Genomic DNA, 21,570 nt, shown 5'->3' on the forward strand with positions numbered 1-21,570 from the left:
ATCCTTGATTGTCGGAGCCCTCTCCCAAGCCCGATCTTTCGTAATTTTGCGGTCAATTGGACAAATGGCGTATTAATGTCAATTGACATTTTTGCGATCAGTGTAAAAGCTGCATCCGATTATCAAGGATCGGGTTTTGGGTTTGGAAGAGAGAGAAGCACAAATCGCCGCGGCGGGTTTCCGGGTGGTCAGCCGCTATGGCATTCGCCGCGCCAGCGTGAATGACGTGGCGGAAGAGGCAGGCGTCTCTCGCCAGACGGTGTACAACGTCTTTCCGAACCGATCCGCGCTCCTGGCTGGCATCGTTCGCTATCATTACGAGCGGCAGTGGGAGATCATCTGGCAGGAATGCGCCAGTGCTTCCGATCGGCGCGAACGCATTGAAATCGCGATGCGCAAGCTGGTGCTGGAGCCATGGGAAGATCTGCAGGCCATGCCCCATGCGGACGAGCTGGAGCTGGAATTGACCACCAGCGTGCGCAAGGAAATGCGGGTGATCTATGACGATGTGATAGAGAGCATGTCGGCCTTTTTCGAACCATATGAAAAGGCCCTGAGCCAGCATAGACTGACACCCTGCGATCTTGCCCATATGGTGCAGGCATCGCTTGCCGGACTGAAGCTGTCATCGCTTGATCGCGAACGCGTTGAATCCTTCACCAGGTCAATGCTGGCCTGCATTCTGTGCGTTACGGCGATGCCGCACGGTCAGGCAGATCCCGCCTAGGCTGGGCCGGCCTGGCCTTTTTTAACGGCGCCATTTGCCGTTTGCCTGCTAGTGCCGCAGGTCCCCGGTCTGTAATGCGCAACACTCGGAGCGATGGGTGCCGAAGAAATACAAGATAGATACTGCGCGCAGGGCGGAAATTGGCCGTGAACGCCGAATGCGCACCCGCGCCAATATCCTGAGCGCCGCGTTCGATATTTTCGGTGAAGAGCAGGGCCTTTTCGCCCGCATCGAGGATATCGCCACGGGGGCGGGCGTTACGAGAGCCACTTTCTACAACCATTTTTCCGGCATGGGCGAACTGCGCGAAGCGTTGAGCTATGAAGTTACGCATGATTTCCTGGCGGCGGTAACGCACACGATCTCGCAGCTGCCGGATGCCCGCAAACGGGCCGCCGTGGCCGTGCGGTTCTATCTGGACCGTGCGCGCAGCGATACGCGCTGGGGCTGGTCCATGCTGAACCTCAGCGCATCGGGCCGCATCTTCGGGGCGGAGACTTACGAACAGGCAGAGCGAACCGTGCAGGAAGGGATGGACGAGGGGCATTTCCTCATCCCCTCCTCCAAGGTGGGCAGAGACATCTTGCTGGGCAGCACGCTGGCCGCGATGGGATCGGTTACGCGGGAAGAGACTGCAGCAGATTATCCCGAAATCGTTTCCGGCTACATCCTGCACGCGCTGGGCGTGTCCTTCGATGATGCGAAGAGAATTGCCAGCATGGATTTGCCCGAACTTCTGGCGCCGCGGAACGACGCCGCCGCCAGCGCTGAATGACCCCTAATTCACCATGCGGGCGTTCTTGCCCCAGTGGACCACCCGCAAGGCCTTTTTGTCCGGTTTGCCGGCTGCCGTACGCGGGATTTCGCTGACGAACTCGACGGTTTTCGGCGCTTTGACGCTGCCCAGCCTGTCTTTCGCATGGGCAATGATCTGCGCCTCGTCCACGCCGTCTCCCACCACCACGGCATGCACGGCCTCGCCCCATTTGGGGTGCGGCACCCCGATCACCGCGCATTCGCGCACCTGCGGCAATTGCGTGATGGCGGCCTCAACTTCCGTGGTGAAGACATTGAACCCGCCTGAGACGACCATGTCCTTCTTGCGGTCCACGATGTAAAGAAAGCCTTCCGCATCTGCGCGGGCAACGTCGCCTGTATGGTGCCAGCCATGCTGGCGCACTTCCTCGGTGGCCTCAAGCTTCTTGAAATAGCCTTTGCTGACGAGAGGACCGCGCACGCAGATTTCGCCGGGCTCCCCTTCGGCCACGGGATTTCCGTCGTCATCCAGCAGCGCCACCTGAATTGAGCTGGTGGGCTTGCCACAACTCGCCAGACGCTCAGGTTTATAGCCCGATGCGGCTTCGGCCACCACTTCGGGCGAAAGCCATGTGATGACCATCGGGCACTCCACCTGGCCATAGCACTGGCACATGCACGGGCCGAAGGTCTCCACCGCGATGCGCAGCTTTTCCGGACTGACCGGCGATCCCACCAGGATGAAGATCCGCAGGCTGGAGGTGTCGTGCTCCTCGATGCCGCTGGAGCCGAGCAGCGAATACAGCGCGGTTGGCGGCAGGTACATGTGGCTAACGCGGTGCTCAGCGATGCAGGACAATACCTTGGCCGCGTCGAAGCCGGGCAGGATCACCTGCGTCGCGCCAAAGCTCATCGTGGCCAGTGCAACCGGCCCGGCGGCGTGGGTGATGGGCGCAACCACCAGGCTGACAGGGTTATCGGTGCGCTGATCCATCTCTGCCGCAGCCGTTTCCACCATCGTGCCCCAGCCAAGATTGGTGACCATCGCACCCTTGGATGGTCCGGTGGTGCCACCCGTGGGAATGATGCCCACCAGCTCGTCCAGATTGCCGAAAGCGTCCACTTCAGGTGGGGTGAAATCATCCGCGGTGGTATCGCCGATGAAGCTGTCCAACTCGTCTATACAGATGAGGTTCGTCAGCTTTGGGCAAGTGGCGCGCATTTCCTCCACCTGCTTCTCAAGGCTTGAATCATAGATCATCCACTCGCACTCGACGTAAGCGAGATACTGTGCATTCGCATCCACGGCGTTGCGTGTGTTCACTGGGATCCACTGCGCATTGGCGCGCCAGCAGGCCAGCAGCAGGATCATGGCAACGGCGCTGTTCGGCGCGAAAATGGCAAGCGGCTGCTGGTTGCCAAAGCCATGCTTGTAAAGCGCAGCGGCGATCTGCTCCGTCCTCGCCTTCACTTCGGCAAATGTGTGGCTCTCGCCGGTGGCCACGTCGATCAGCGCGGTGCGCGCGGGATCGAGATCGTGGCCACGATCGAAATAGTCGATAGAACGCATGGGGTGCTCCTAGGCGATAACGGCGCGCAAGGCATCGAGGTGGTCGATCAGCAATTCTGGCTGCTGGTCGGCTGGCAAATCGCCAATGGTGTCGCGCTTCATCAGGCCGGTGGTCATGCCGACGCCCAGCGCACCCGTGGCGCGCGCCATGCTGATTTCCAGCACCGGATCATCGCCCACGATCACCACGTCCGCGCTGTCTTCCGGTAACAGGCCCATGCCCGCGATGGCCGATTGAAAGGCTGTGACGGACGGCTTGCCTAGCACGGTAAGCTCCGCATTGGTGAGCGACTGGATCATCACGTTCAGAGCATAGCTCGCCCCTATGGCGCGGCCATTGGCCGTGGCGAAGAAGGGCACGTGGCTGGCAGAGGTGAGGATCGCGCCGTCCCACACCGAATTGCAGGCGGCCTCCAGATCGGGAAAGGTGAATTCGCGATACCAGCCGGTATAGACCGCTTCCACGCCGCTCGCTTCGGCAGAAGGTTCGACGCATTCGATGCCTTTCTCCTTCAGCGGAGCGGACACGCCTTCGCGGCCCAGCACGCGCACCTTGCCGATGCCCTGTTGCTCGAACCAGATGGCCGCTGCGGTGGAGGGGGTCATGAATTCCTCGTCCGCAATGTCGAACCCGGCTGCGCGCAACCGCGCGGCATAGGCGGCGGGCGGCTTTCCGGTGCCGTTGGTGAACACGCGCAGCGGTTTGCCCAGCTTGCGGATCGCGCCAAGCAGTTCGATCGCGCCGGGCAAGGCCTCGTGACCGCCGGATGCCGCATTGCCCAAGGCGATGGTGCCATCCATGTCGAAGATGAAGGCCTTCGCCCCGGCGATACGCTGGGCAAGGTGATCGGGTATTGCGGTCATTGTACGGACGGTCCTGCATGAAGGGCGAGACGCATGCCGTTCGCATCCACCACGATGTCTTTCGCGGCGGGGCGTTCGGCCAGCTGTTTGAGAAGGGAGAGGATGGGGGCGGCCTCCGGGCAATAGCTGGCCTTGGACGGCCCGCTGGCGAGCATGGCGTCCACCTGGTTTTCAGGCATCACCGCGCGCAGCAGGAATTCCTCGTCAGGCATGTTCTGGCCGAATTTCTTGCGCAGGTCGCCCAGCGAGGGGAACATTGGTTCCGCTTCGATCTCACGGGCGCGGGGGCGATCCATGATGGCGGCCTCCACATCGGGTGCCAGCGGGCTGGTGGGATGGCCGAACTTGCCCATCACGTAGCGCAGGATTTCGTCGCTCACCTGCGCATATCGGCCTATGCCGATCACGTTGGAGAGCGCCTGGCTCATCACCATTTGCGGGAAGGGCGTTACCATGATGGGATAGCCCAGCTCCGCGCGCACGCGCTCCGTTTCTGCCACAACCTCCTCGAACTTGTGTTCGAGGTTCAGCTCCTTCAGCTGACGACGCGTGGTCGTCATCACGCCGCCGGCGATCTGGTGGCGCAGGAAGCTGGCGTCGAAGTTTTGCGGGCGGCCGACGGGATGGCCCTCGGCAGCCGATAGCCTGCTCCAGTAATCGGACACCGCGGCCAGCGCCTTGTCATCCAGCGGCACGTCGTGGCCTAGCTCTCGCAGGTTCGCCACCATACGCGTGGCCTCGGGCAGGGAGGAGCCATCGCCAAGCGGACCGATGCCGACATGCACCGTGCCGACAGCGCCGCTTTCCACCGCCTCAAGGCTGGCGAGCGGGCCATAGCCGATGGTGCAATGGGCGTGGATCTCCAGCGGCTTGTCACCGATCACGGCCCTTACAGCCGGAGCCAGCGTACGCACACGCTCCGGCGACAGCAGGCCGCCGGGGTCCTTGATGTAGAAGCAATCAATATCCTCGCTTTTCGCCAGCTTGGCGGCGAAATCGGCGTAGAACTGGTCCGTATGCACCTCGGACAGGGTGAAGGTGAGAGCGCCCATCACGCTCGCCTCGCCTTCTTCCTTCACCAGCTTGCTGGCGGCCAGCACGGCTTCCACATCATGCATCGGGTCCAGCATGATGAACTTGCGGATGCCGTTCGCTTGCAAGCGGCGATAGACCAGCCGCATGAATTCGGGGTCCGCCTGCTGCCAAGCGATGAAGCGCAGGCCGGTGGTGATGAATTGCAGCGGCGTGCGCGGCATGGCGGCGCGCACACGGCGGATGCGCTCCCACGGATTATCGCGGAAATAGCGCACGGCCACGGCCATGTGGCTGGAGGAGATGAAGTCGATCGCCTCGAAGCCCACACGGTCCAGCAGGCCCGCAACTTCCAGTATCTGCGCGGTGGAAAGGCCGGTTGCGCCCCATAGCGACTGGTTGCCGTCACGGATCGACACGTCGGTCAGCGTGATCGTGCTCATGCCGCGAACTCCTTGAAGAAACGGGTGTCGACGCCGCCTTTTCTAAATCCTGCATCAGCAGCGATTTTCGCATGCAGGCTGGCGGTGGTGGTGATGCCTTCGATCTGCATTGTGGCGAGTGCCGCGCCCAGCTTCTCGACGGCTTCCTCCCGCGTGGGGGCGTGCACGATCAGCTTGCCGATCAGCGAGTCGTAGAAGGGCGGCACCTTGCCGCCCGTGGCGATATGGGTATCGACCCGGATGCCGGGACCAGCGGGCCATGCAGCGCGCGTGATCGTGCCGGGGGATGGACGGAAATCGGCATCCGGGTCTTCGGCATTGATCCGCACTTCAATGGCATGACCCGAGAGGGTTAGGTCATCCTGCCTGATGCCGAGCGGATTGCCGTCTGCAATAAGGATTTGCTGCTCGATCAGGTCGACCCCGGTGATTGCTTCGGTCACCGGATGCTCCACCTGAATGCGGGCATTCATTTCGAGGAAGAAAAAGTCGAACGTCTCGGCATCCACCAGCATCTCCACCGTGCCAGCACCCTTGTAGTTCAAGTGGCGCGTGAGCCGCACGGCGGCGTCCTCTATCGCGGCGCGCTTTTCAACCGGCATGGCGGGGGCGGGGGCCTCTTCCACCAGTTTCTGGAAGCGGCGCTGGATCGAGCAATCGCGCGTGCCGAGGTGGATTGCATTCTCGCCATCGCCCAATACCTGCACCTCCACATGCCGACCGCTGGCGATGAAGCGTTCGACGTAAATGCGCGGGTCGCCGAAGCTGGCCTGTGCTTCGGCCATGGCGGTGTCGATCTCGGCGGAGAGGTCTTCCGCGCGGTCCACCCGGCGCATGCCCTTGCCGCCGCCGCCCGACACGGCCTTCAGCAGCACGGGAAAGCCGGTTTCCTCGGCGCGGGCCAGGGCCTCGTCCTTGTTGGCCGCTTCGCCGCCGGGCACCACTGGCAGACCCGCCTCGATGCCCACCTTGCGGGCCATCAGCTTGTCACCCATGGCATTCAGGCTGGAAATGTCCGGCCCCACGAAAATGATGCCCGCATCGGCAGCGGCCTGCGCGAAACGCGCGTTTTCTGACAGGAAGCCGTACCCCGGATGAATGGCATCGGCCTTTGCAGCTTTCGCCGCCGCGATCACGGCATCGACATCAAGGTAACTCTGGTTCGATGGCGCGGGGCCGACGATGGCCACCTCGTCCGCCTGGAACGCAGGCAGGCTGGACGCGTCTGCTTCCGACGCGCCAAGGATGGTGGTGATGCCAAGGCGCTGCGCGGTGCGGATGATGCGCAGGGCGATTTCGCCGCGATTGGCGATGAAGAGGCGCTTGATCATGGCTGCCCCCTCACGCGGGCCGAACGTGCATGATCGTGGCGCCGCCATCCACCATTGTCGCATCATTCACCACCACCTTCTCGATGGTGCCGCTGCATCCGGCGTGGACCGGGTTCATCAGCTTCATCGTTTCGATGATGCCGACGACGGTATTCTCATCCACCGTTTCGCCTTCTTCGACGAAGGGCGGCGCCCCGGGCTGGGGGGCGCGGTAGAATGTGCCGGGTAGCGGGGCGGCGATGCCCAGCAGGCCGTCGGGCAATTCTGCCACCGTCGCCACCTTGTCTCCGCCGGCGGGGGCTTCAGCTTCGGAGAATGACCAGTCCTGCGTCCAGCCATCGGCAGACCCGTCTCCTCCGCCCTCGCGGCGCAGGCGCAGGCGGAAGGCGTCGGTCTTGATGTCGAGGTGATCGTATCCGCTGCCATCGATGATGGCGACGATTTCGGAAACGGCATCTGGCGTGAGGGGCAGTTTGCTCATGCTGACAAATACTCGCGGGCCTTGGCGAGGATCGCGTTGGCGAAAGCCTCGTCGTTGAAGTGGGCATCCTCGACATGCAGATCGACATTGTCCGGCATCACGCTCTCCACATAGTCGGCGAAGGGGCGGGGCATGTCGGGATCGTGGATGTGTCCGTCCGGGCTGTCATGGTTGGAGAAACCGCCCAGCGGGATGTAGAAGCTGACGGGGCCATTCGCCTCGGCAAACATGCCCGCCAGGTGATCGGCCAGGGCTCTCAGCTCCGGCATTTCCGTGCGCACTGCTGTCAGCGCGGGGTTGTGCTTGTGATAGCGTTTGCCGGGGTACTGCTTCTCGGCTTCCTCCAGCGGGCCTGCGATCATGAAATCGGCGTTGCCGGGGGCGAAGATCGTCGGGATGCCTTTTTGTAAGGCTGCCTTGCCGCGATCAGGGCCGCCATTGGCCAGGCCGTTCTGCAGGTGATCGCCGATTTCTGTCACCGACAGGTCCAGCACCAGCGCAACGTCCTTGTCCGCCGCGATGGAATCCAGCGTCGGTCCGCCCGCGCCGGAGGAGTGGAACACCATCACCTCGCAGCCGTCTGCCTCCAGCGCCTCGCGAATGGGGCGCACGGTCTTTTCGGTGGTGGAAAGCATGGTCATCAGCACCAGCGGCTTTCCTGAGCCTGCTTCGGGCGAATAGCCCTTGGCCATTCCGGCAACCGCGTTTGCGGCATTGCGAAACACTTCGCGGGCAATCGTGTTCAGCCCCGAAATATCGGTGACCGAATTCATGATAGCGATGTCCTTCACGCCGATGTACGGCGCCACGAAACCGGATGCCATGGTGGAGACGATCATCTTGGGCAGGCCGTAAGGCAGGGCCTGCATCACGAAGCCCGCGAGCCCTGTACCCATCGAACCGCCCACGGCGATCACGCCCGACAGGCCCTGTTCCTGATTGGTCTGCACGGCCAGTTTGGTCGCGCCCTCTATCATCACCGCCTGGCACTTGCCCTCGTGGCCCAGCGCGCGGACTTCCTCAATGGTATGGCCGCCAGCCTCGGCAACCTGCATCGGCGTGATCTCGGCACCTTCGACATAGCGGCGGATACTGCAATCGAGGTGGATCACCTCGCACTCGTTTGCTTCCAGCACATCGCGAATGAAGGCAGCTTCCTGCTGTTTTGAATCGTTAGTGACGATCATCATCACTTTGGGCTTCGACATTGTTCAGGTCCTCTCGGGGGTGGCTCCAATCGCGTGGAACTTCTGCTGCGCAAAAGACCAAATTTTTTGATTTGACAAAATGACCATCTCGATACTATTTCACCTAGTGAAACTGGAGGGTTTCTTATGGCCGAGGTGAAAACGATCCGCGCGGTGGAGCGGGCGCTGGAAGTGATAGGTGCCATCCGCGCCCGGCGGGGCATGAGTTTGAAGGAACTTCACCAAGGCACCGGCCTGCCCAAGGCGACCCTGCTGCGCATTCTGAAAACCCTGTCCGAAGGCGGCATGGTGTGGCAGCGCATGGCCGATGGCGCCTATGTGGCGGGCGCGCTGAAATTTACCGGCCAGCCGCCTGATATTACGGACAAGTTGGCGGAAATCGCTTCCCCCTTTCTCGCCGATCTCAGCAAGCGCGTGATGTGGCCCTCGGTCATCGCGGTGCCGCGAATGGATTATATTCAGGTGATCGAGACGAATGGCCCCATAGTGCGGCTTGATTCCGCCGTGCTGGGCCCGGTTGGCCTGAAACTCAGCTATTTGCACACGGCGACAGGCCGGGCCTATCTGGCGGCTTGCAGCGCGATGGAGCGGGAGGCGATTATCGAACGTATTCGGCCAGCAGAGCCGGACCCCGCGGGCGAAAAGGCGCTGGAAGCGATTGTGAAGCAGACGCGGGAGCAAGGCTATTCCGCGCGCGATCCGCTGCATCACTGGCCAGATCGCAGCTTCGAACTGGTTCGGGAAGACGGCAGGCGATCGCTGGCGGTTCCCGTCTACTCCGCCGGGCAGCCTATCGCCTCGCTCAACCTCACCTGGCCCAGCGCCCGCACGACGCTGGCCGAAGTGGTGGATCTTCACTTGGCAACCATGAAGGCCACGGCATCCATCATCGGCCGCCGGCTGGACGAGGTTCTGGCCTGATCAGGACGCCTCGCGGCAACGCGAATTTCACGCTGTGAAACATGCGGCCAGAGGCGATTTTCAATATCGACAGATTGTCTCATTCCAAAGGGCATAAGAAATTAGCTCGCGCCACAAGCGGGCAGCCTTTGGGAGAAGAAGAATGCGTACGAATTTCGTGCACCTGTGCGGCACGGCCATGGCCCTTGCCATTTCCGTTCCGGCGGTCGCCCAGGATAATGACGGCACCCAGCAACAAGATGCGGAGGCACCGGCCCGGCAGGGCGGGATCAGCACCATCGTGGTGACTGCGCAGAAGCGCGCGGAAAATGTGCAGGATGTGCCCATCGCAATCTCCGCATTCGGCGGTGAACAACTGCAGGATCGCGCCGTTGGCGAAGTCAGCGAGCTGGCGGCGCTTGCACCCAACGTCTCGCTCGATTCCAGCGTGCCTTTCTCCGGCTCCACCGCCGTTCTGGCCGCCTATATTCGCGGCATCGGCTCGGATGACTTTGCTTTCAACATCGATCCGGGCGTCGGCATTTATGTGGACGGCGTCTATCTCGCGCGTTCGGTGGGCGCGAACCAGGATCTGCTGGATGTGGAGCGTATCGAGATCCTGAAAGGCCCGCAGGGCACGCTGTTCGGGCGCAACACCATCGGCGGCGCGATCTCCATCGTCACCCGCGATCCGGCCGACGAATTCCGGTTTCGCGGCGATGTGACGGTTGGCAGCTACAACCGGATGCAGGCGCGCGGATCAATGGACATTCCGCTGTCCGACAACCTGTTCTCCTCCGTCACCTTCAACATCTCCAGCCGCGATGGGTTCGTGGAGCGGGTGCCATTTCCTGACGATCGGCGGGTGAACACGCCGTCCTTCACGTCCTATGCGGCGGTGGGTTACGATTCTCCCGATACGGAGGGCGCGCAGGACAACCGCACCATTCGTGGCAAGCTGCTGTACGATCCCGGCAGCAGCTTCCGCATCACGTTGAACGGCGATTACACTTATTCCACCGGCGGTGCGGCTAGCACGCTGTTGCTGGCAACAGATTTCGTGCCGGGCCCATTCGCGCCGCCGCCCGGTGCCTCCATCCCCGGCACGGCCTTCGATCCCACGCAAACCCAGGGCGTGCTGTTCGCAGGCGTCTACAATTTCTGCATCGGCTCCACCCCGCAGGAGATTGCGGCGCGCAATGCCACGGCGCTGTGTGCGGGCACCGGCACGCAGTTCCCCTCGCAGGCCTTCGGCACGATCACCACGCCCGTTACACGGCTGCCCAGCTTCGCCAGCGTGAATGTGGACGGCAATCCCGACAACGATCGCATCCCCTACGATAACCGCTTCCTCAGCCCGGATATCGATCAAAGCTATGCCACCGGAAACAACTTCTCCAAGCTGAAGAACTGGGGTGTCGGCGCCGTCATCGATCTGGATATCACGCCCGATATCGCCCTGAAATCCATCACCGCCTATCGCAAGCAATCCTGGCAGAGCGGCGCCGACCTGGATGGCTCTCCCATCAATTCGCTGCAGGTGTCTTTCGACCAGCGCCAGTGGCAGTTGAGCGAGGAATTGCAGCTGACAGGCACGCTGCTGGACGACAGCCTGAACTTCGTCGTCGGCGCATATTACTTCAAGGAAAAGGGCTCCTTGCGCGATTACGTGACGTTCGCGGAAGGCCTGTTGCAGGTGGACGGGCCCAACAGCCTGGAGACGGAGAACTACGCCTTCTTCGGCCAGATCGATTACCGGCCGATCGAGCTCATCGGCATCACGCTGGGCGGTCGCTACACGCATGAGGACAAGCAGTTCGAGGGCGGGCAGCAGGATCTTAACGGCTTCAACTATCGCCTGTTCGGCTGCGCCGATGCCAATGGCAATATCACGCCCGATGCACAGGCTGGCTTTGCCCCTCCGGGTGTGACGTGCCAGCAGGCACTGTCCTACCCCGATCCCACCAACCCGATCCGCGTTTATCCGCCGGGTCTGAACGAGCTGACGTTCAACAACTTCAGCCCCAAGGTCGGCGTGCAGCTGTATCCGGCAGACGACATCATGCTCTACGGATCATGGTCCAAGGGATACAAGACCGGCGGCTGGACCACGCGCTTCACCAACCCGCAATTGCAGGCGCAAAGCTATGAGCCGGAAGAGGCGGAAACCTGGGAAGTCGGCATCAAGTCCACGCTGCTGGACCGCCGCCTGCAGATCAACGCCGCCGCCTTCACCACCGATTACAGCGATATCCAGCTGAACTTCCAGAACGGCACGTCGCCCACCATCGGCAATGTCGGCGATGCGCGGATCAAGGGCTTCGAACTGGAAACGGTCAGCCAGCCGGTTGACTGGTTCACGCTCAACGCCTCGGTAGGTTATATCGATGCGACCTACACTGCGCTCGATCCGCTGGTGTCGTTGCCGTCGGTCAGTGGGCCGAACCCGTTGCAGGCGGGTGCCGTGATTGGCGCTCCGCTGCCCAAGACGCCGAAATGGCAGTTCAACATCTCTCCGAAGCTGGAGTTCGATCTGGGCAATGGCGGGCAGGTTACCATCATCGGCGATTATTCGCATGCCTCCACGGTCTACAACGACGTGGCGCGCACCTTCCTGCTGACGCGCGGACCAACCGATATCGTGAATGGCAGCATCACCTACGATTCGCCCGATCGCCTCTGGTCGGTCAGCGTGGGCGGCAACAATATCCTCGACGAACGCTACATCACCACGGGCCAGAACAACGCGGCGGGCGGTTCCATCTTCGGAACCTACAACCGCCCGGCGACGTGGTATGTCCGCCTCGGGGTCGATATTTGACAATGTGACAAATATGATATCTTTTGCCGGGACAGCGAAGAGATTCGCAAGTCCCGGCAGAGGACAAGGAGAGGCCAGAATGATTTTCAGATTTATTGCGCTCAGCGCTGTGGGCAGCCTGTGCCTCGGGGGGGTCGCGCTGGCGTCCGCTCAGGAAGCAGAAGAGGCCACACCGCGTGCGCCCGAGCAGGTTTACGCAGAGACATGCGGCTATTGCCACGGGGTAAATGTCGGCCCGATCATCCGCGGTCGCAATCTGCCGCCGGTTATCACCAAAAGCTTCGTGCGCATGGGTCCCAACTCCATGCCCGCCTTCCGCCAGACGGAAATCACAGACGAGGAGCTGGACGCCCTCGCAACATGGCTTGAGCAAAGCGAAGCTGACCCTGAGGAGCGTGGACAATGAGCGGTTTGGACAGGCGCACCCTGCTGGGCGCGGCAGGCGCGATCGGCGCAGCGGCAGGCTTTGCCCGCACCGTGAACGCGCAAATGGCCGATGGCCAGACAGCGGCGGACGTGGATGCATTCATGCGGGAAATGCAGTCCATCGTGGGCGAGGACTGGGCATTCTGGAACGCAGAAGCCCTGCGCCCCTACGACAAGGCCTATATTCCCGAACCCAGTGACCAGTTGCATCCCGTGGGCGCGGTGGCTCCGCGCACGGTGGAAGAAGTGCAGGCCATCGTGGCGGCGGCCAATCGCCATCGCCAGCCGATCTGGCCGATCTCCACCGGCAAGAACATGGGATATGGCACCGCAGTACCGGCAACGCCGGGGCAGGTGGTGCTGGACTTGAAACGGATGAACCGCATCCTTGAGGTGGACCCCGATCTGGGCACAGCCCTGGTGGAACCCGGCGTCACCTATCAGCAGCTGAAAGATTACCTCGAAGAGAACAACATCCCGTTGTGGATCGATGTGCCCACCGTTGGCCCGCTGGCCTCGCCGGTTGGCAATACGCTGGATCGCGGCGTGGGCTACACCCCCTATGGGGAGCATTTCTTCTTCCAGTGCGGCATGGAAGTTGTGCTGCCCGATGGGCAGGTGATGCGCACCGGCATGGGCTCCATCAAGGGGTCCACCGCTTGGCAGTCCTTCAAATGGGGTTACGGGCCTTCCGTCGATGGCCTGTTCACGCAGTCCAACTATGGCATCGTCACCAAGATGGGCATGTGGCTGATGCCGGAGCCGCCGGCCTACAAGCCCTTCATGATCCGCCATCCCAATATGGAGGACGTGCCCGCCATTATCGAGGCGATGCGCCCGCTGCGCGTGTCCAACCTGATTGCCAATTGCAATCTGATGATGAGCGCGTCCTACCAGCTATCCATGTTCCAGCGGCGTGATAGCGTGGTGCCCAATGGTGCCCCGCTGGACGATGCATCGGTGAAGCGCGCCGCGCAGGCCAATGGGCTGGGCATGTGGAACACCTATTTCGCGCTCTACGGCACGGATGAAACCGTCGCCGCGATCGAACCGATCGTGCGGCAGGTGCTGACCGCCAGTGGCGGCGAAGTGCTGACCGAGCACGAGATGGGCGACAACCCTTGGTTTCACCATCACGCCACATTGATGAAGGGCGGCCTCAATCTCGACGAGATCGGCATGGCCCGCTGGCGCGGCAACGGTGGCGGCCTAGCCTGGTTCGCCCCCGTGGCTGCCGCAAAGGGCGCGGAGGCCGAGCGCCAGACCGTCCTCGCGCGCGAGATACTGGACAAGCACGGCTTCGATTACACCGCCGCATACGCCATCGGCTGGCGCGATCTGCACCACATCATCGCACTGCTGTTCGATCGCAGCGATGCAGAGGAGGAGCGCCGCGCAGACACTTGTTATCGCGAAATGGTGACCCGTTTCGGAAAGCAGGGCTGGGCCAGCTATCGCACCGGGGTCAACACCATGGACCTCGTGGCGCAGCAATACGGCGCCGTGAACCGCGAATTCAACGCCAAGATCAAGCAGGCGCTTGATCCCAATCACATCATCGCACCAGGAAAGTCGGGGATCGCATGAAGGGATTGATTACAACAACTATCGCCGCAGCCCTGGCCTTCTCGGCCAGTGCCGCATGGGCGGATGATCACACCCAGGCGCGCACGCCGCTGTCCTACGAGGTCATCCCGACATCCGAACTGAGCCTGCACGCCAACATGGTGCTGGTATCGGGAGAGACCGATGCCGTGCTGATCGATGTGCCTTTCTCCCGCGCCGATGCCTACCGCGTGGTTGCGCAGATTCTCGACAGCGGGAAAACGCTGAAAGCGGTGCTGGTAACGCATGACCATCCCGATCACTTCTTCGGGCTGGACGTGTTGCAGGATGCCTTCCCGGATGCCGAGCTTCTGGCAGGGCAGGTGGTGGTGACGGACATGGTCCGCACCGTGCCCATCAAGTTCGAACGCTGGGGCCCGATGCTGGGCGCGAATGCGCCGGTGCGCCCTGTGGTGCCCGAACCGGTGGAGGGCGATGCCTACATGCTGGAAGGCCATCCGCTGCAGATCATCGGTCCGATGCAGGGCGACCATGTTCGATCCACAGTAATCTGGGACGAGGAAACACGCACGCTGGTGGCGGGCGATGTGATCTATAACGGCATGTATGTCTGGCTGGGAGAGCACACGCCCGATCGCTACGCCGACTGGATCGCCGCGCTGGACAGGCTGGAGGCGATGAAGCCCAACCGCGTGATCGCAGGGCACACCTCACCGGGCCGCACCAACGACAATGCCGGCATCAAGTGGACGCGCGACTACATCGCTTTCATGGGAGAGGCCGCGCCGCGGGCTGAAAACTCTGTCGAGCTTCAGAACATGGTTCGCGCCCAATTCCCCGGCGCGACCGATGTTCTGGAATGCTTCCTCCTGTGCATTTCCACGCAAGTGGCAACTGGCGAAATCGAACCGTGGGACGAATGATGATGCGATATGAAAACAAGGTTGTTCTGGTAACCGGCGGCGCCACCGGCATTGGCCGCGCAACATGCCAGGCATTCGCCCGCGAAGGCGCTGCCGTGATGATCGGAGACCTGAACGACGACGCTGGCGACACCGCCGAAATGATCCGCAGCGAAGGTGGCCGCGCCGTATATCGCAAGGCCGACGTGCGCGACAGCCAGGCGATGAGCGATCTGGTGGCGCAATGCGTGGATGAGTTCGGCGGACTGCATGCGGCATTCAACAATGCCGGCGTCCTGCCGCCGCCCGTGCCATTTCACGAGGTGCCGGAGAAGGATCTGGACCTCATCATGGACGTGGACCTGAAGGGCGTGTTCTTCGCCATGCAGGCGCAGGTTCGCCATTTCCTTGAGAATGGCGGCGGGGCCATCGTCAACACCGCCTCTGTCGCAGGCAAGGTGGCCGATCCCAACATGTCAGCCTATGTCGCGGCAAAGCACGCCGTTGTCGGGCTGACGAAGGCCGTGGCGATCGAATATGCACAGCAGGGTATCCGCGTGAACTGCATCGGCCCCGGCCTTGTGGCCACGCCGATGACGCAGGCCTGGCTGGATTCGCCGGAATTTCGCGAGATGTTCTTCCAGCACAACGTCATCGGCCGCGCAGCCCAGCCGGAAGAGATTGCAGGCACGGTGCTGCACCTGTGCTCTGACGAGGCGAGCTTTACCAACGGGTCCTTCTTCGTGATGGACGGCGGGCAGACCTCCCACTGACGACAAGCCCGCTGCGGGTGCGGTGATATCAGTGCTTGTCCGGGCCGATGTCCGGCTGGCCGAGTTTCTGCTTCAGGAATTCGATCAGCGCCCGCACGCTTGGCTTCACCGAATTGCGCCTGTGAACCTGCGCCTTGATCCACATGGGTGACGGGCGGAAATTGGGCAGGACGGTGGTGATACGCCCGCTGTCGACATCGTCCTGCACCAGCAGGGTGGGCAGGATCGCTATGCCAAGGTTCTGCAACACGCCCTGCCGCAAGACAGTGGCATCATTCACCATCATCCGCGGCTTGATATTGAGGGCGAAATCCCCCTCCTCGCTGTAAAAATGCCAGGTCTTGCCGTGCAGCAGCGACACCAGGCAATCATGCTTGTTCAGCTGCTTCGGATGATCGGGGCTTCCCCTGCTTTGCACATATTCGCGGCTGGCATAGGCGGCGCAAGGGTAGGGCATCAGGGGATAGTCGGTCACGTCTTCATAGATGGAAGGCCGCGTGCCAATCGTGACGTCGAAACCGGGTGAGAGGGGGTTGTCCAGCCGGTCTGACAGGCGCAGGTCCAGATCGACTGCGGGATAGAGATTGAGGAATTCACAAAACAGCGGCCCCAGGATGATCGCCGCCACCGATCCGGGCGATTCAATTCGCAGCAATCCGCTCACCCGCTTGCTGCTGCCGTCCTCTCGCATTTCGTCATAATCGGTGACGAGCTGCATGCAGCGCGGCAGCAGGCGGGATCCATCCTCCGAAAGCTTCAGCTCGCGAGTCGAACGGTGGAACAATTGGGCATGCAATTCATGTTCCAGCTGACCAATGCGCTTTGACACCACCGAAGGCGCGACTGACATGGCACGCGCCGCCGCGGCGAAGCTTCCCAGCCGCGAAACAGTCAAAAATGTGCGCAGATTCAGTATGTTATCCATTGTTCTCGATTCGCGAATACTGGCATCGCATTAAGCTCTATTCTCTACATAAGCCACCAGGCGTAATCTCGCAAACATGATCAAGCCGCACAACCGGCGATCTGTTCTGGGAGAGAGAACCATGAAAAAAACAATTATCGAAGGCCAAGCCTCGACTTTTGTCCTGGCTCTGGCGCTGGCCGCTGCAACCAGCAGCCAAGCCTATGCACAGCAAGCTTCTGACGAACAGGATCCGGTTATCCTGAGCGCCGATGAGGCGGACGCCACCGAAGAAACGATCGTGGTGACGGGATCGCGCATCCGGTCCAGCTTCGATCAGCCCACGCCGGTTTCCATGCTGGGGGCAGAACGGCTGGAGGAGCGCGCGCTTACCAATGTGGGCGATGCCCTGAATGAACTGCCCGCCTTCCGCCCGTCGCAGGGCCCTGCCACTTCTGGCCTCAACCCTGGTGCGGGCCTCAGTATCGGCGCGCGCATCCTTGATTTGCGCGGGCTCGGCTCTGTCAGGACATTGACGCTGATCGACGGAAAAAGGTTCGTGCCGTCCACCACGCAGGCCACCGTCGATACCAACATGGTGCCATCCATCCTGCTCTCGCGCGCAGAAGTGGTGACCGGGGGCGCGTCCGCCGTTTACGGTTCGGATGCCGTATCGGGCGTGGTGAATCTGTTGTTCGACAAGAACTTCACCGGATACCGTGTGAACGGCCAGCTTGGCATTGCCGATGAAGGCGACAATTTCACCCGGCAGATCGGCGTGGCAGGCGGCTGGGACATCGGATCCAACGTTCACCTGATCCTGGGCGGAGAGTGGGAGAAGTCAGAGGGTATCGATGCCTGCCGGGAGCGCGAATGGTGCGTAAACGGCTTCACCATCGTGGGTCGCAACCCGCTGGCGGCAGGGCAATCGCCCGATCGCACAGCCAGCTCCGTCCTGCCCAATGCTGCGGTGTGGAGCACCGATTTCCAGGGTATCACCAACCCGCCCGGTAGCGCCTTTGTGGGCGTCGACCTGCCGGTGCTGCGCCCGATTGACGGGATCACCTTCAGCAACAGCGGCAGGCCGCGGCGTTACGAGTTCGGCAGCTATGCCAACAGGATTTGGATGGTGGGCGGCGAAACGGGAACGCCGGCGGAGGAGAACGTCTATTTCGACTTCCCCATCGTCTCCCCCAACGAACGCGTGGCCGCCATGGGCCTGCTGACGTGGGACGCGACGCCCGATCTCAGAGTGGAACTGATGGCCAATTTCGGCCGCAGCGAGGGCACCCACCGCAGCACGGCCTATCGCACCATCGGGTTGACCGTGCGGGACGACAATCCCTTCATTCCCCGCTCAACCGATCCCACGCTGGACATCCCCACCATCCTTGCCGCCAGCGGCGCAACCAGCTTCACGCTGGGCAAGGGTTTCGATGATGTCGGGCCGACCCAGATCGCCGTATCCAACGAGGTTTATCGTATCGTCGGATCAGCAGAATATAATATCGACGATAATTGGACCGCCGATTTCTACTACCAGTTCGGCAAGAACGATTTCCGCAGCGATCTTACCAACAATACCATCACCGCCAACATCGTGCGCGCACTGGATGCCGTTGCGGTGGGCGGGGAGCCGGTATGCCGCGTGAATGCGGATGCCGATCCATCCAATGATGATCCGTCCTGTGTTGCGCTCAACCCCTTTGGCTATGCCAACCAGTCCAATTTTGCTGATGCCGTGGCCTATGTCACCGGGGCTGCGTTCCAGACCAACAAGACGACGCAGCATGTGGTTGCCGGCAATATCACCGGCACGCTGTTCGAATTGCCCGCAGGGCCTGTTGGCGTGGCGTTCGGCGGCGAATTCCGCAGCGACAAGGTGGATGGCGATACCGACGCGATTTCACAGAACCTGGGCTTCTTCAACGCCGGCAATGGTTCGCTGATCTCTGGCAAGATCGAGGTGGTGGAAGGCTATGGCGAAATTGACGTGCCATTGCTGGCCGACACGCCCTTCTTTCGCGAATTGGGCGTCAACGCGGCAATCCGCCAGACGCATTACAAGCGGTCCAGCGAATTTGTGAACAGCAGCTCTGTCGATGCAACCACCTGGAAAATCGGCGGTGTGTGGGCTCCGATCGATGCCATTCGTTTCCGCACCACCCTGTCTCGCGATATTCGCGCGCCAAATGTGCAGGAACTGTTCGGCCCTGTCACATCCACCACCGGCATTCTTACCGATGTCGGTAATGGCGGCGTGCAGGTGATCGTGCCGATCCGCAGCGGCGCGAACCCCAATCTGGAGCCCGAAAAGGCAGATACTTTCACCGCTGGCGTGGTGATCCAGCCCACGGGCGGGTTCCTGAGCCGGTTCCGCGCATCGGCGGATTACTATGACATCAGCATCGATGGCGCGATCAGCACGCTGGGCCAGCAGAACATCGTGCAGCGCTGCGTCGATGGCGATCAGCTGAGCTGTTCGCTGATCACCAGGGATGCCGGCAACAATGTTACCCTGGTGGAAGATACGATCCAGAACGTGAACGAATTGATTGCACGCGGCATCGATTTTCAGGTCGATTACGCGCAGCCTATAGGTGCCACAAATCTCCTGTCGGTCTCGCTGCTTGCCAATTACGTGAGTGACTTGGTGACGGTGGATAGTGCTGGCGAGGTCAACCGGGCGGGGCAAACGGGCCTGCGCGGCGGCACGCCCGCCGGTATTCCCGATTGGACCGTAGATGCCAATGTCCGTCTGGATATCGGCGAGGCGTTCTCGTTCAACACGCATCTTCGCTGGATCAACAGCGGCTTCTTCTTCCCCAGCTTCGTGGAACCTGGCGATCCCGGCTTTTCCTTCGAAAATCCGAACAGCGTGAACACCAATTCCATCTCGTCCCGCACCTATGTCGATATGCTGGCGACCTACCGCGTGGAGACCGATTACACGCAGGAGATGGAGCTCTACTTCGGGGTCGACAACGTGTTTGATCGTGATCCACCCCGTTTCCCCGGTGCGAACGGCGCAGGCAACAATGTGCTTTTCAATCCCGTTGGCAGGTTCGTGAAAGGCGGCGTCCGGCTTCGCTTCTAGGCGAAGCCATGTCGCCCGGGGGCCGGGCGGGATCACCTCCCGAAGCCCGCCCGGTCCGCATACCATCACGCGCACGGCACTTGAGCAGGAATTTGAAAATGACATTACGCAGCATCAGCGCCAACTCACCCGTACGCCGCGCCCACTGGCACGCCCTGGGCCTGAGCGAGGAAGATTTGCTCAAGCCCAAGATCGCAGTGGTGAACACCTCCTCTGAACTTGCCGTTTGCTTTGCCCATCTGGACGGTGTGGCCAAGGTGGTGAAGGAGGCCGTACGCGAGGCTGGCGGCGTTCCGTTCGAAGTGCGCACGACGGCGGTATCCGATTTCATCACCGGAGCGGCGAGTTCGGGAAGCTATATCCTTGGCGGCCGCGACCTGATCCCCCACGATATCGAGGCGCAGGTGGAGGCAGCCATGCTGGATGGCATGATCTGCCTGACATCCTGCGACAAAACCCCGCCCGGCCACCTGATGGCGGCCATGCGGCTGAATATCCCGACACTGCTGGTGATCGGCGGATACCAGTCATCGGGCAAGATCGATGGCGATCATGTGGATATAGAGGACCTGTTCAACGGCGGTGTGCAAGAACAGCTTGGCGTAGAGCTGAAGCATTCGGTCGACGCGATGACGAAACAGGCGGTTCGCGGGCCGGGTGTGTGTGCCGGCATGGCCACGGCCAACACCATGCATTGCGTGGTAGAGGCGCTGGGAATGTGCATCGCGGGCTCCGCTCCCGTGCGCGCCAATAGCGAGAAGATGTTCGATTATGCCCGCAAGGCGGGCAACCGCATCGTGGACATGGTGCATGAGGACCTGACGCCGAGGCAGATCATGACGGATGGCGCATTCCGCAATGCCGCCGCCATGGTGCTGGCCGTGAGCGGGTCCATCAACGCGATCAAGCATCTGCAGGCCACCGCCAGCGAAGGCGGCATGGACACAGACCTTTACGCAATCTGGGAAGAAATGGGGCACAAGGTGCCAACTCTTTCGGCCGTGCGCCCCAATGGCGAGGTGCGGATAGAACAGTTTGAAGATGCCGGCGGCGCGCGGGCCATGCTGAAACAGCTTGAAAGTGTGCTGGATACCTCCGTCACCGTGGCCAGTGGCAAGACCATGGGCGAAGATCTGGCCGATGCAGAAATCGGCGATGCGGAGGTTATCCGCCCGCTGGAAAGGCCCATATCGCCTGGCCCCTCCATCGCCATCCTGAAAGGTTCGCTCGCGCCTGAAAGCGCGGTGGTGAAGCTTGGCATACGCGATGGATCGCGGCCCGAAAGCTTCACTGGCAGAGCGCGCGTCTTCGAAAGCACGAGCGATGCAATGGAAGCCATCGAAGCGGGCAAATTGCAGAAAGGTGATGTGCTGGTGCTGCGCGGACAGGGGTTGAAAGGCGGCCCGGCCATGGGTGGCGGCGCGTCCTTCATCCTGTTTGCCATCGATGCAGCGGGTCTCGCGAAGGATACCGCATTCGTTACCGACGGGCAGCTTTCGGGCCTGTGCCTGAAGGGGCTGACCGTGGCCGAAGTGGCCCCGGAAGGCGCGGTTGGCGGTCCGATTGGCAAGGTGCGCGATGGCGACACAATAGAGATCGACGTGGCCCAGCGGCGTATCGATGTGATGGTGGCGCAAGAGGAGATGGCGAAGCGCGAAGCCGTGGGAACGGATTTCCCTGTTCCCGCAACAGGCTGGCTTGGCATGTACCGCGACAATGTCGGCTCCATGGCGTCCGGCGCGGTGCTGATCGACACAAAGAGGCGATGA

Annotated in this window: 17 protein-coding genes; 10 read left to right on the forward strand and 7 right to left on the reverse strand. The window is 61.7% G+C overall.

The window, feature by feature from the left end:
* Positions 1–142: 142 nt before the first annotated feature.
* Together GRF63_RS04405 and GRF63_RS04410 are read left to right on the forward strand one after the other, a co-directional pair.
* Positions 143–727: a TetR/AcrR family transcriptional regulator gene (locus tag GRF63_RS04405; protein WP_202131563.1), complete on the forward strand. Its 585-nt coding sequence runs from the start codon at positions 143–145 to the stop codon at positions 725–727.
* Positions 728–884: 157 nt separating this feature from the next.
* On the forward strand, positions 885–1,502 hold the full coding sequence (locus GRF63_RS04410) for a TetR/AcrR family transcriptional regulator (protein WP_160484743.1): 618 nt from the start codon (positions 885–887) through the stop codon (positions 1,500–1,502).
* A 3-nt stretch (positions 1,503–1,505) separates the two neighbouring features.
* Here the strand turns inward: GRF63_RS04410 and GRF63_RS04415 are convergent, their stop codons facing one another.
* Genes GRF63_RS04415 through GRF63_RS04440 form a run of 6 tightly spaced genes read right to left on the reverse strand, consistent with a single transcriptional unit; the run spans position 1,506 to position 8,412 of the window.
* Complete coding sequence (locus GRF63_RS04415; RefSeq protein ID WP_160484744.1) at positions 1,506–3,053, reverse strand: AMP-binding protein; 1,548 nt, start codon at positions 3,051–3,053, stop codon at positions 1,506–1,508.
* Positions 3,054–3,062: 9 nt separating this feature from the next.
* Entirely contained in the window at positions 3,063–3,917 is an 855-nt protein-coding gene (locus GRF63_RS04420; protein WP_160484745.1) for an HAD-IIA family hydrolase, read from the reverse strand.
* On the reverse strand, positions 3,914–5,392 hold the full coding sequence (locus GRF63_RS04425; protein ID WP_160484746.1) for a biotin carboxyl carrier protein: 1,479 nt from the start codon (positions 5,390–5,392) through the stop codon (positions 3,914–3,916). Before GRF63_RS04425 ends, GRF63_RS04420 begins: the two co-directional genes overlap by 4 nt.
* Positions 5,389–6,723 (reverse strand): acetyl-CoA carboxylase biotin carboxylase subunit, encoded by a 1,335-nt coding sequence (locus GRF63_RS04430; RefSeq protein ID WP_160484747.1) that lies wholly within the window; start codon positions 6,721–6,723, stop codon positions 5,389–5,391. The genes GRF63_RS04425 and GRF63_RS04430 overlap by 4 nt, the downstream gene beginning before the upstream one ends.
* Positions 6,724–6,733: 10 nt before the next feature.
* Complete coding sequence (locus tag GRF63_RS04435) at positions 6,734–7,204, reverse strand: acetyl-CoA carboxylase biotin carboxyl carrier protein (RefSeq protein WP_160484748.1); 471 nt, start codon at positions 7,202–7,204, stop codon at positions 6,734–6,736.
* The gene (locus GRF63_RS04440) at positions 7,201–8,412 is read right to left on the reverse strand and encodes a Tm-1-like ATP-binding domain-containing protein (RefSeq protein ID WP_160484749.1); all 1,212 of its coding nucleotides are present in this window, start codon (positions 8,410–8,412) and stop codon (positions 7,201–7,203) included. Before GRF63_RS04440 ends, GRF63_RS04435 begins: the two co-directional genes overlap by 4 nt.
* A 126-nt stretch (positions 8,413–8,538) precedes the next feature.
* On the opposite strand from GRF63_RS04440, the gene GRF63_RS04445 reads away from it, so the two are divergent.
* The 6 genes from GRF63_RS04445 (at position 8,539) to GRF63_RS04470 (ending at position 15,800) form a co-directional block, all read left to right on the forward strand.
* Positions 8,539–9,333 (forward strand): helix-turn-helix domain-containing protein, encoded by a 795-nt coding sequence (locus GRF63_RS04445; protein ID WP_160484750.1) that lies wholly within the window; start codon positions 8,539–8,541, stop codon positions 9,331–9,333.
* A gap of 142 nt (positions 9,334–9,475) precedes the next feature.
* Positions 9,476–12,133: a TonB-dependent receptor gene (locus GRF63_RS04450; RefSeq protein WP_202131564.1), complete on the forward strand. Its 2,658-nt coding sequence runs from the start codon at positions 9,476–9,478 to the stop codon at positions 12,131–12,133.
* Between the two features lie 79 nt (positions 12,134–12,212).
* Positions 12,213–12,539: a c-type cytochrome gene (locus tag GRF63_RS04455; RefSeq protein WP_160484751.1), complete on the forward strand. Its 327-nt coding sequence runs from the start codon at positions 12,213–12,215 to the stop codon at positions 12,537–12,539.
* The gene (locus GRF63_RS04460) at positions 12,536–14,146 is read left to right on the forward strand and encodes an FAD-binding oxidoreductase (protein ID WP_160484752.1); all 1,611 of its coding nucleotides are present in this window, start codon (positions 12,536–12,538) and stop codon (positions 14,144–14,146) included. The genes GRF63_RS04455 and GRF63_RS04460 overlap by 4 nt, the downstream gene beginning before the upstream one ends.
* A gap of 5 nt (positions 14,147–14,151) precedes the next feature.
* Positions 14,152–15,048: an MBL fold metallo-hydrolase gene (locus GRF63_RS04465; RefSeq protein WP_160484753.1), complete on the forward strand. Its 897-nt coding sequence runs from the start codon at positions 14,152–14,154 to the stop codon at positions 15,046–15,048.
* Positions 15,048–15,800, forward strand: coding sequence for an SDR family NAD(P)-dependent oxidoreductase (locus tag GRF63_RS04470; RefSeq protein WP_160484754.1), 753 nt, complete (start codon positions 15,048–15,050; stop codon positions 15,798–15,800). Before GRF63_RS04465 ends, GRF63_RS04470 begins: the two co-directional genes overlap by 1 nt.
* Before the next feature lie 28 nt (positions 15,801–15,828).
* Here GRF63_RS04470 and GRF63_RS04475 read toward each other — a convergent pair whose 3' ends face one another.
* Entirely contained in the window at positions 15,829–16,725 is an 897-nt protein-coding gene (locus GRF63_RS04475) for a LysR family transcriptional regulator (RefSeq protein ID WP_160484755.1), read from the reverse strand.
* A gap of 121 nt (positions 16,726–16,846) precedes the next feature.
* On the opposite strand from GRF63_RS04475, the gene GRF63_RS04480 reads away from it, so the two are divergent.
* Together GRF63_RS04480 and GRF63_RS04485 are read left to right on the forward strand one after the other, a co-directional pair.
* Complete coding sequence (locus GRF63_RS04480) at positions 16,847–19,801, forward strand: TonB-dependent receptor domain-containing protein (protein ID WP_160484756.1); 2,955 nt, start codon at positions 16,847–16,849, stop codon at positions 19,799–19,801.
* Between the two features lie 98 nt (positions 19,802–19,899).
* Positions 19,900–21,570, forward strand: a complete 1,671-nt coding sequence (locus GRF63_RS04485; RefSeq protein ID WP_160484757.1) for a dihydroxy-acid dehydratase — start codon at positions 19,900–19,902, stop codon at positions 21,568–21,570.

The sequence above is a fragment of the Aurantiacibacter rhizosphaerae genome (assembly GCF_009807005.1).
Lineage (GTDB): Bacteria > Pseudomonadota > Alphaproteobacteria > Sphingomonadales > Sphingomonadaceae > Alteraurantiacibacter > Alteraurantiacibacter rhizosphaerae.

Bases quoted from the DNA above. Each gene is read 5' to 3' on its own strand.
- GRF63_RS04410 (WP_160484743.1), top strand. From the start codon at position 885: ATGCGCACCCGCGCCAATATCCTGAGCGCCGCGTTCGATATTTTCGGT.
- GRF63_RS04415 (WP_160484744.1), bottom strand. From the start codon at position 3,053: ATGCGTTCTATCGACTATTTCGATCGTGGCCACGATCTCGATCCCGCG.
- GRF63_RS04420 (WP_160484745.1), bottom strand. From the start codon at position 3,917: ATGACCGCAATACCCGATCACCTTGCCCAGCGTATCGCCGGGGCGAAG.
- GRF63_RS04425 (WP_160484746.1), bottom strand. From the start codon at position 5,392: ATGAGCACGATCACGCTGACCGACGTGTCGATCCGTGACGGCAACCAG.
- GRF63_RS04430 (WP_160484747.1), bottom strand. From the start codon at position 6,723: ATGATCAAGCGCCTCTTCATCGCCAATCGCGGCGAAATCGCCCTGCGC.
- GRF63_RS04435 (WP_160484748.1), bottom strand. From the start codon at position 7,204: ATGAGCAAACTGCCCCTCACGCCAGATGCCGTTTCCGAAATCGTCGCC.
- GRF63_RS04440 (WP_160484749.1), bottom strand. From the start codon at position 8,412: ATGTCGAAGCCCAAAGTGATGATGATCGTCACTAACGATTCAAAACAG.
- GRF63_RS04445 (WP_160484750.1), top strand. From the start codon at position 8,539: ATGGCCGAGGTGAAAACGATCCGCGCGGTGGAGCGGGCGCTGGAAGTG.
- GRF63_RS04450 (WP_202131564.1), top strand. From the start codon at position 9,476: ATGCGTACGAATTTCGTGCACCTGTGCGGCACGGCCATGGCCCTTGCC.
- GRF63_RS04455 (WP_160484751.1), top strand. From the start codon at position 12,213: ATGATTTTCAGATTTATTGCGCTCAGCGCTGTGGGCAGCCTGTGCCTC.
- GRF63_RS04460 (WP_160484752.1), top strand. From the start codon at position 12,536: ATGAGCGGTTTGGACAGGCGCACCCTGCTGGGCGCGGCAGGCGCGATC.
- GRF63_RS04470 (WP_160484754.1), top strand. From the start codon at position 15,048: ATGATGCGATATGAAAACAAGGTTGTTCTGGTAACCGGCGGCGCCACC.
- GRF63_RS04475 (WP_160484755.1), bottom strand. From the start codon at position 16,725: ATGGATAACATACTGAATCTGCGCACATTTTTGACTGTTTCGCGGCTG.
- GRF63_RS04480 (WP_160484756.1), top strand. From the start codon at position 16,847: ATGAAAAAAACAATTATCGAAGGCCAAGCCTCGACTTTTGTCCTGGCT.
- GRF63_RS04485 (WP_160484757.1), top strand. From the start codon at position 19,900: ATGACATTACGCAGCATCAGCGCCAACTCACCCGTACGCCGCGCCCAC.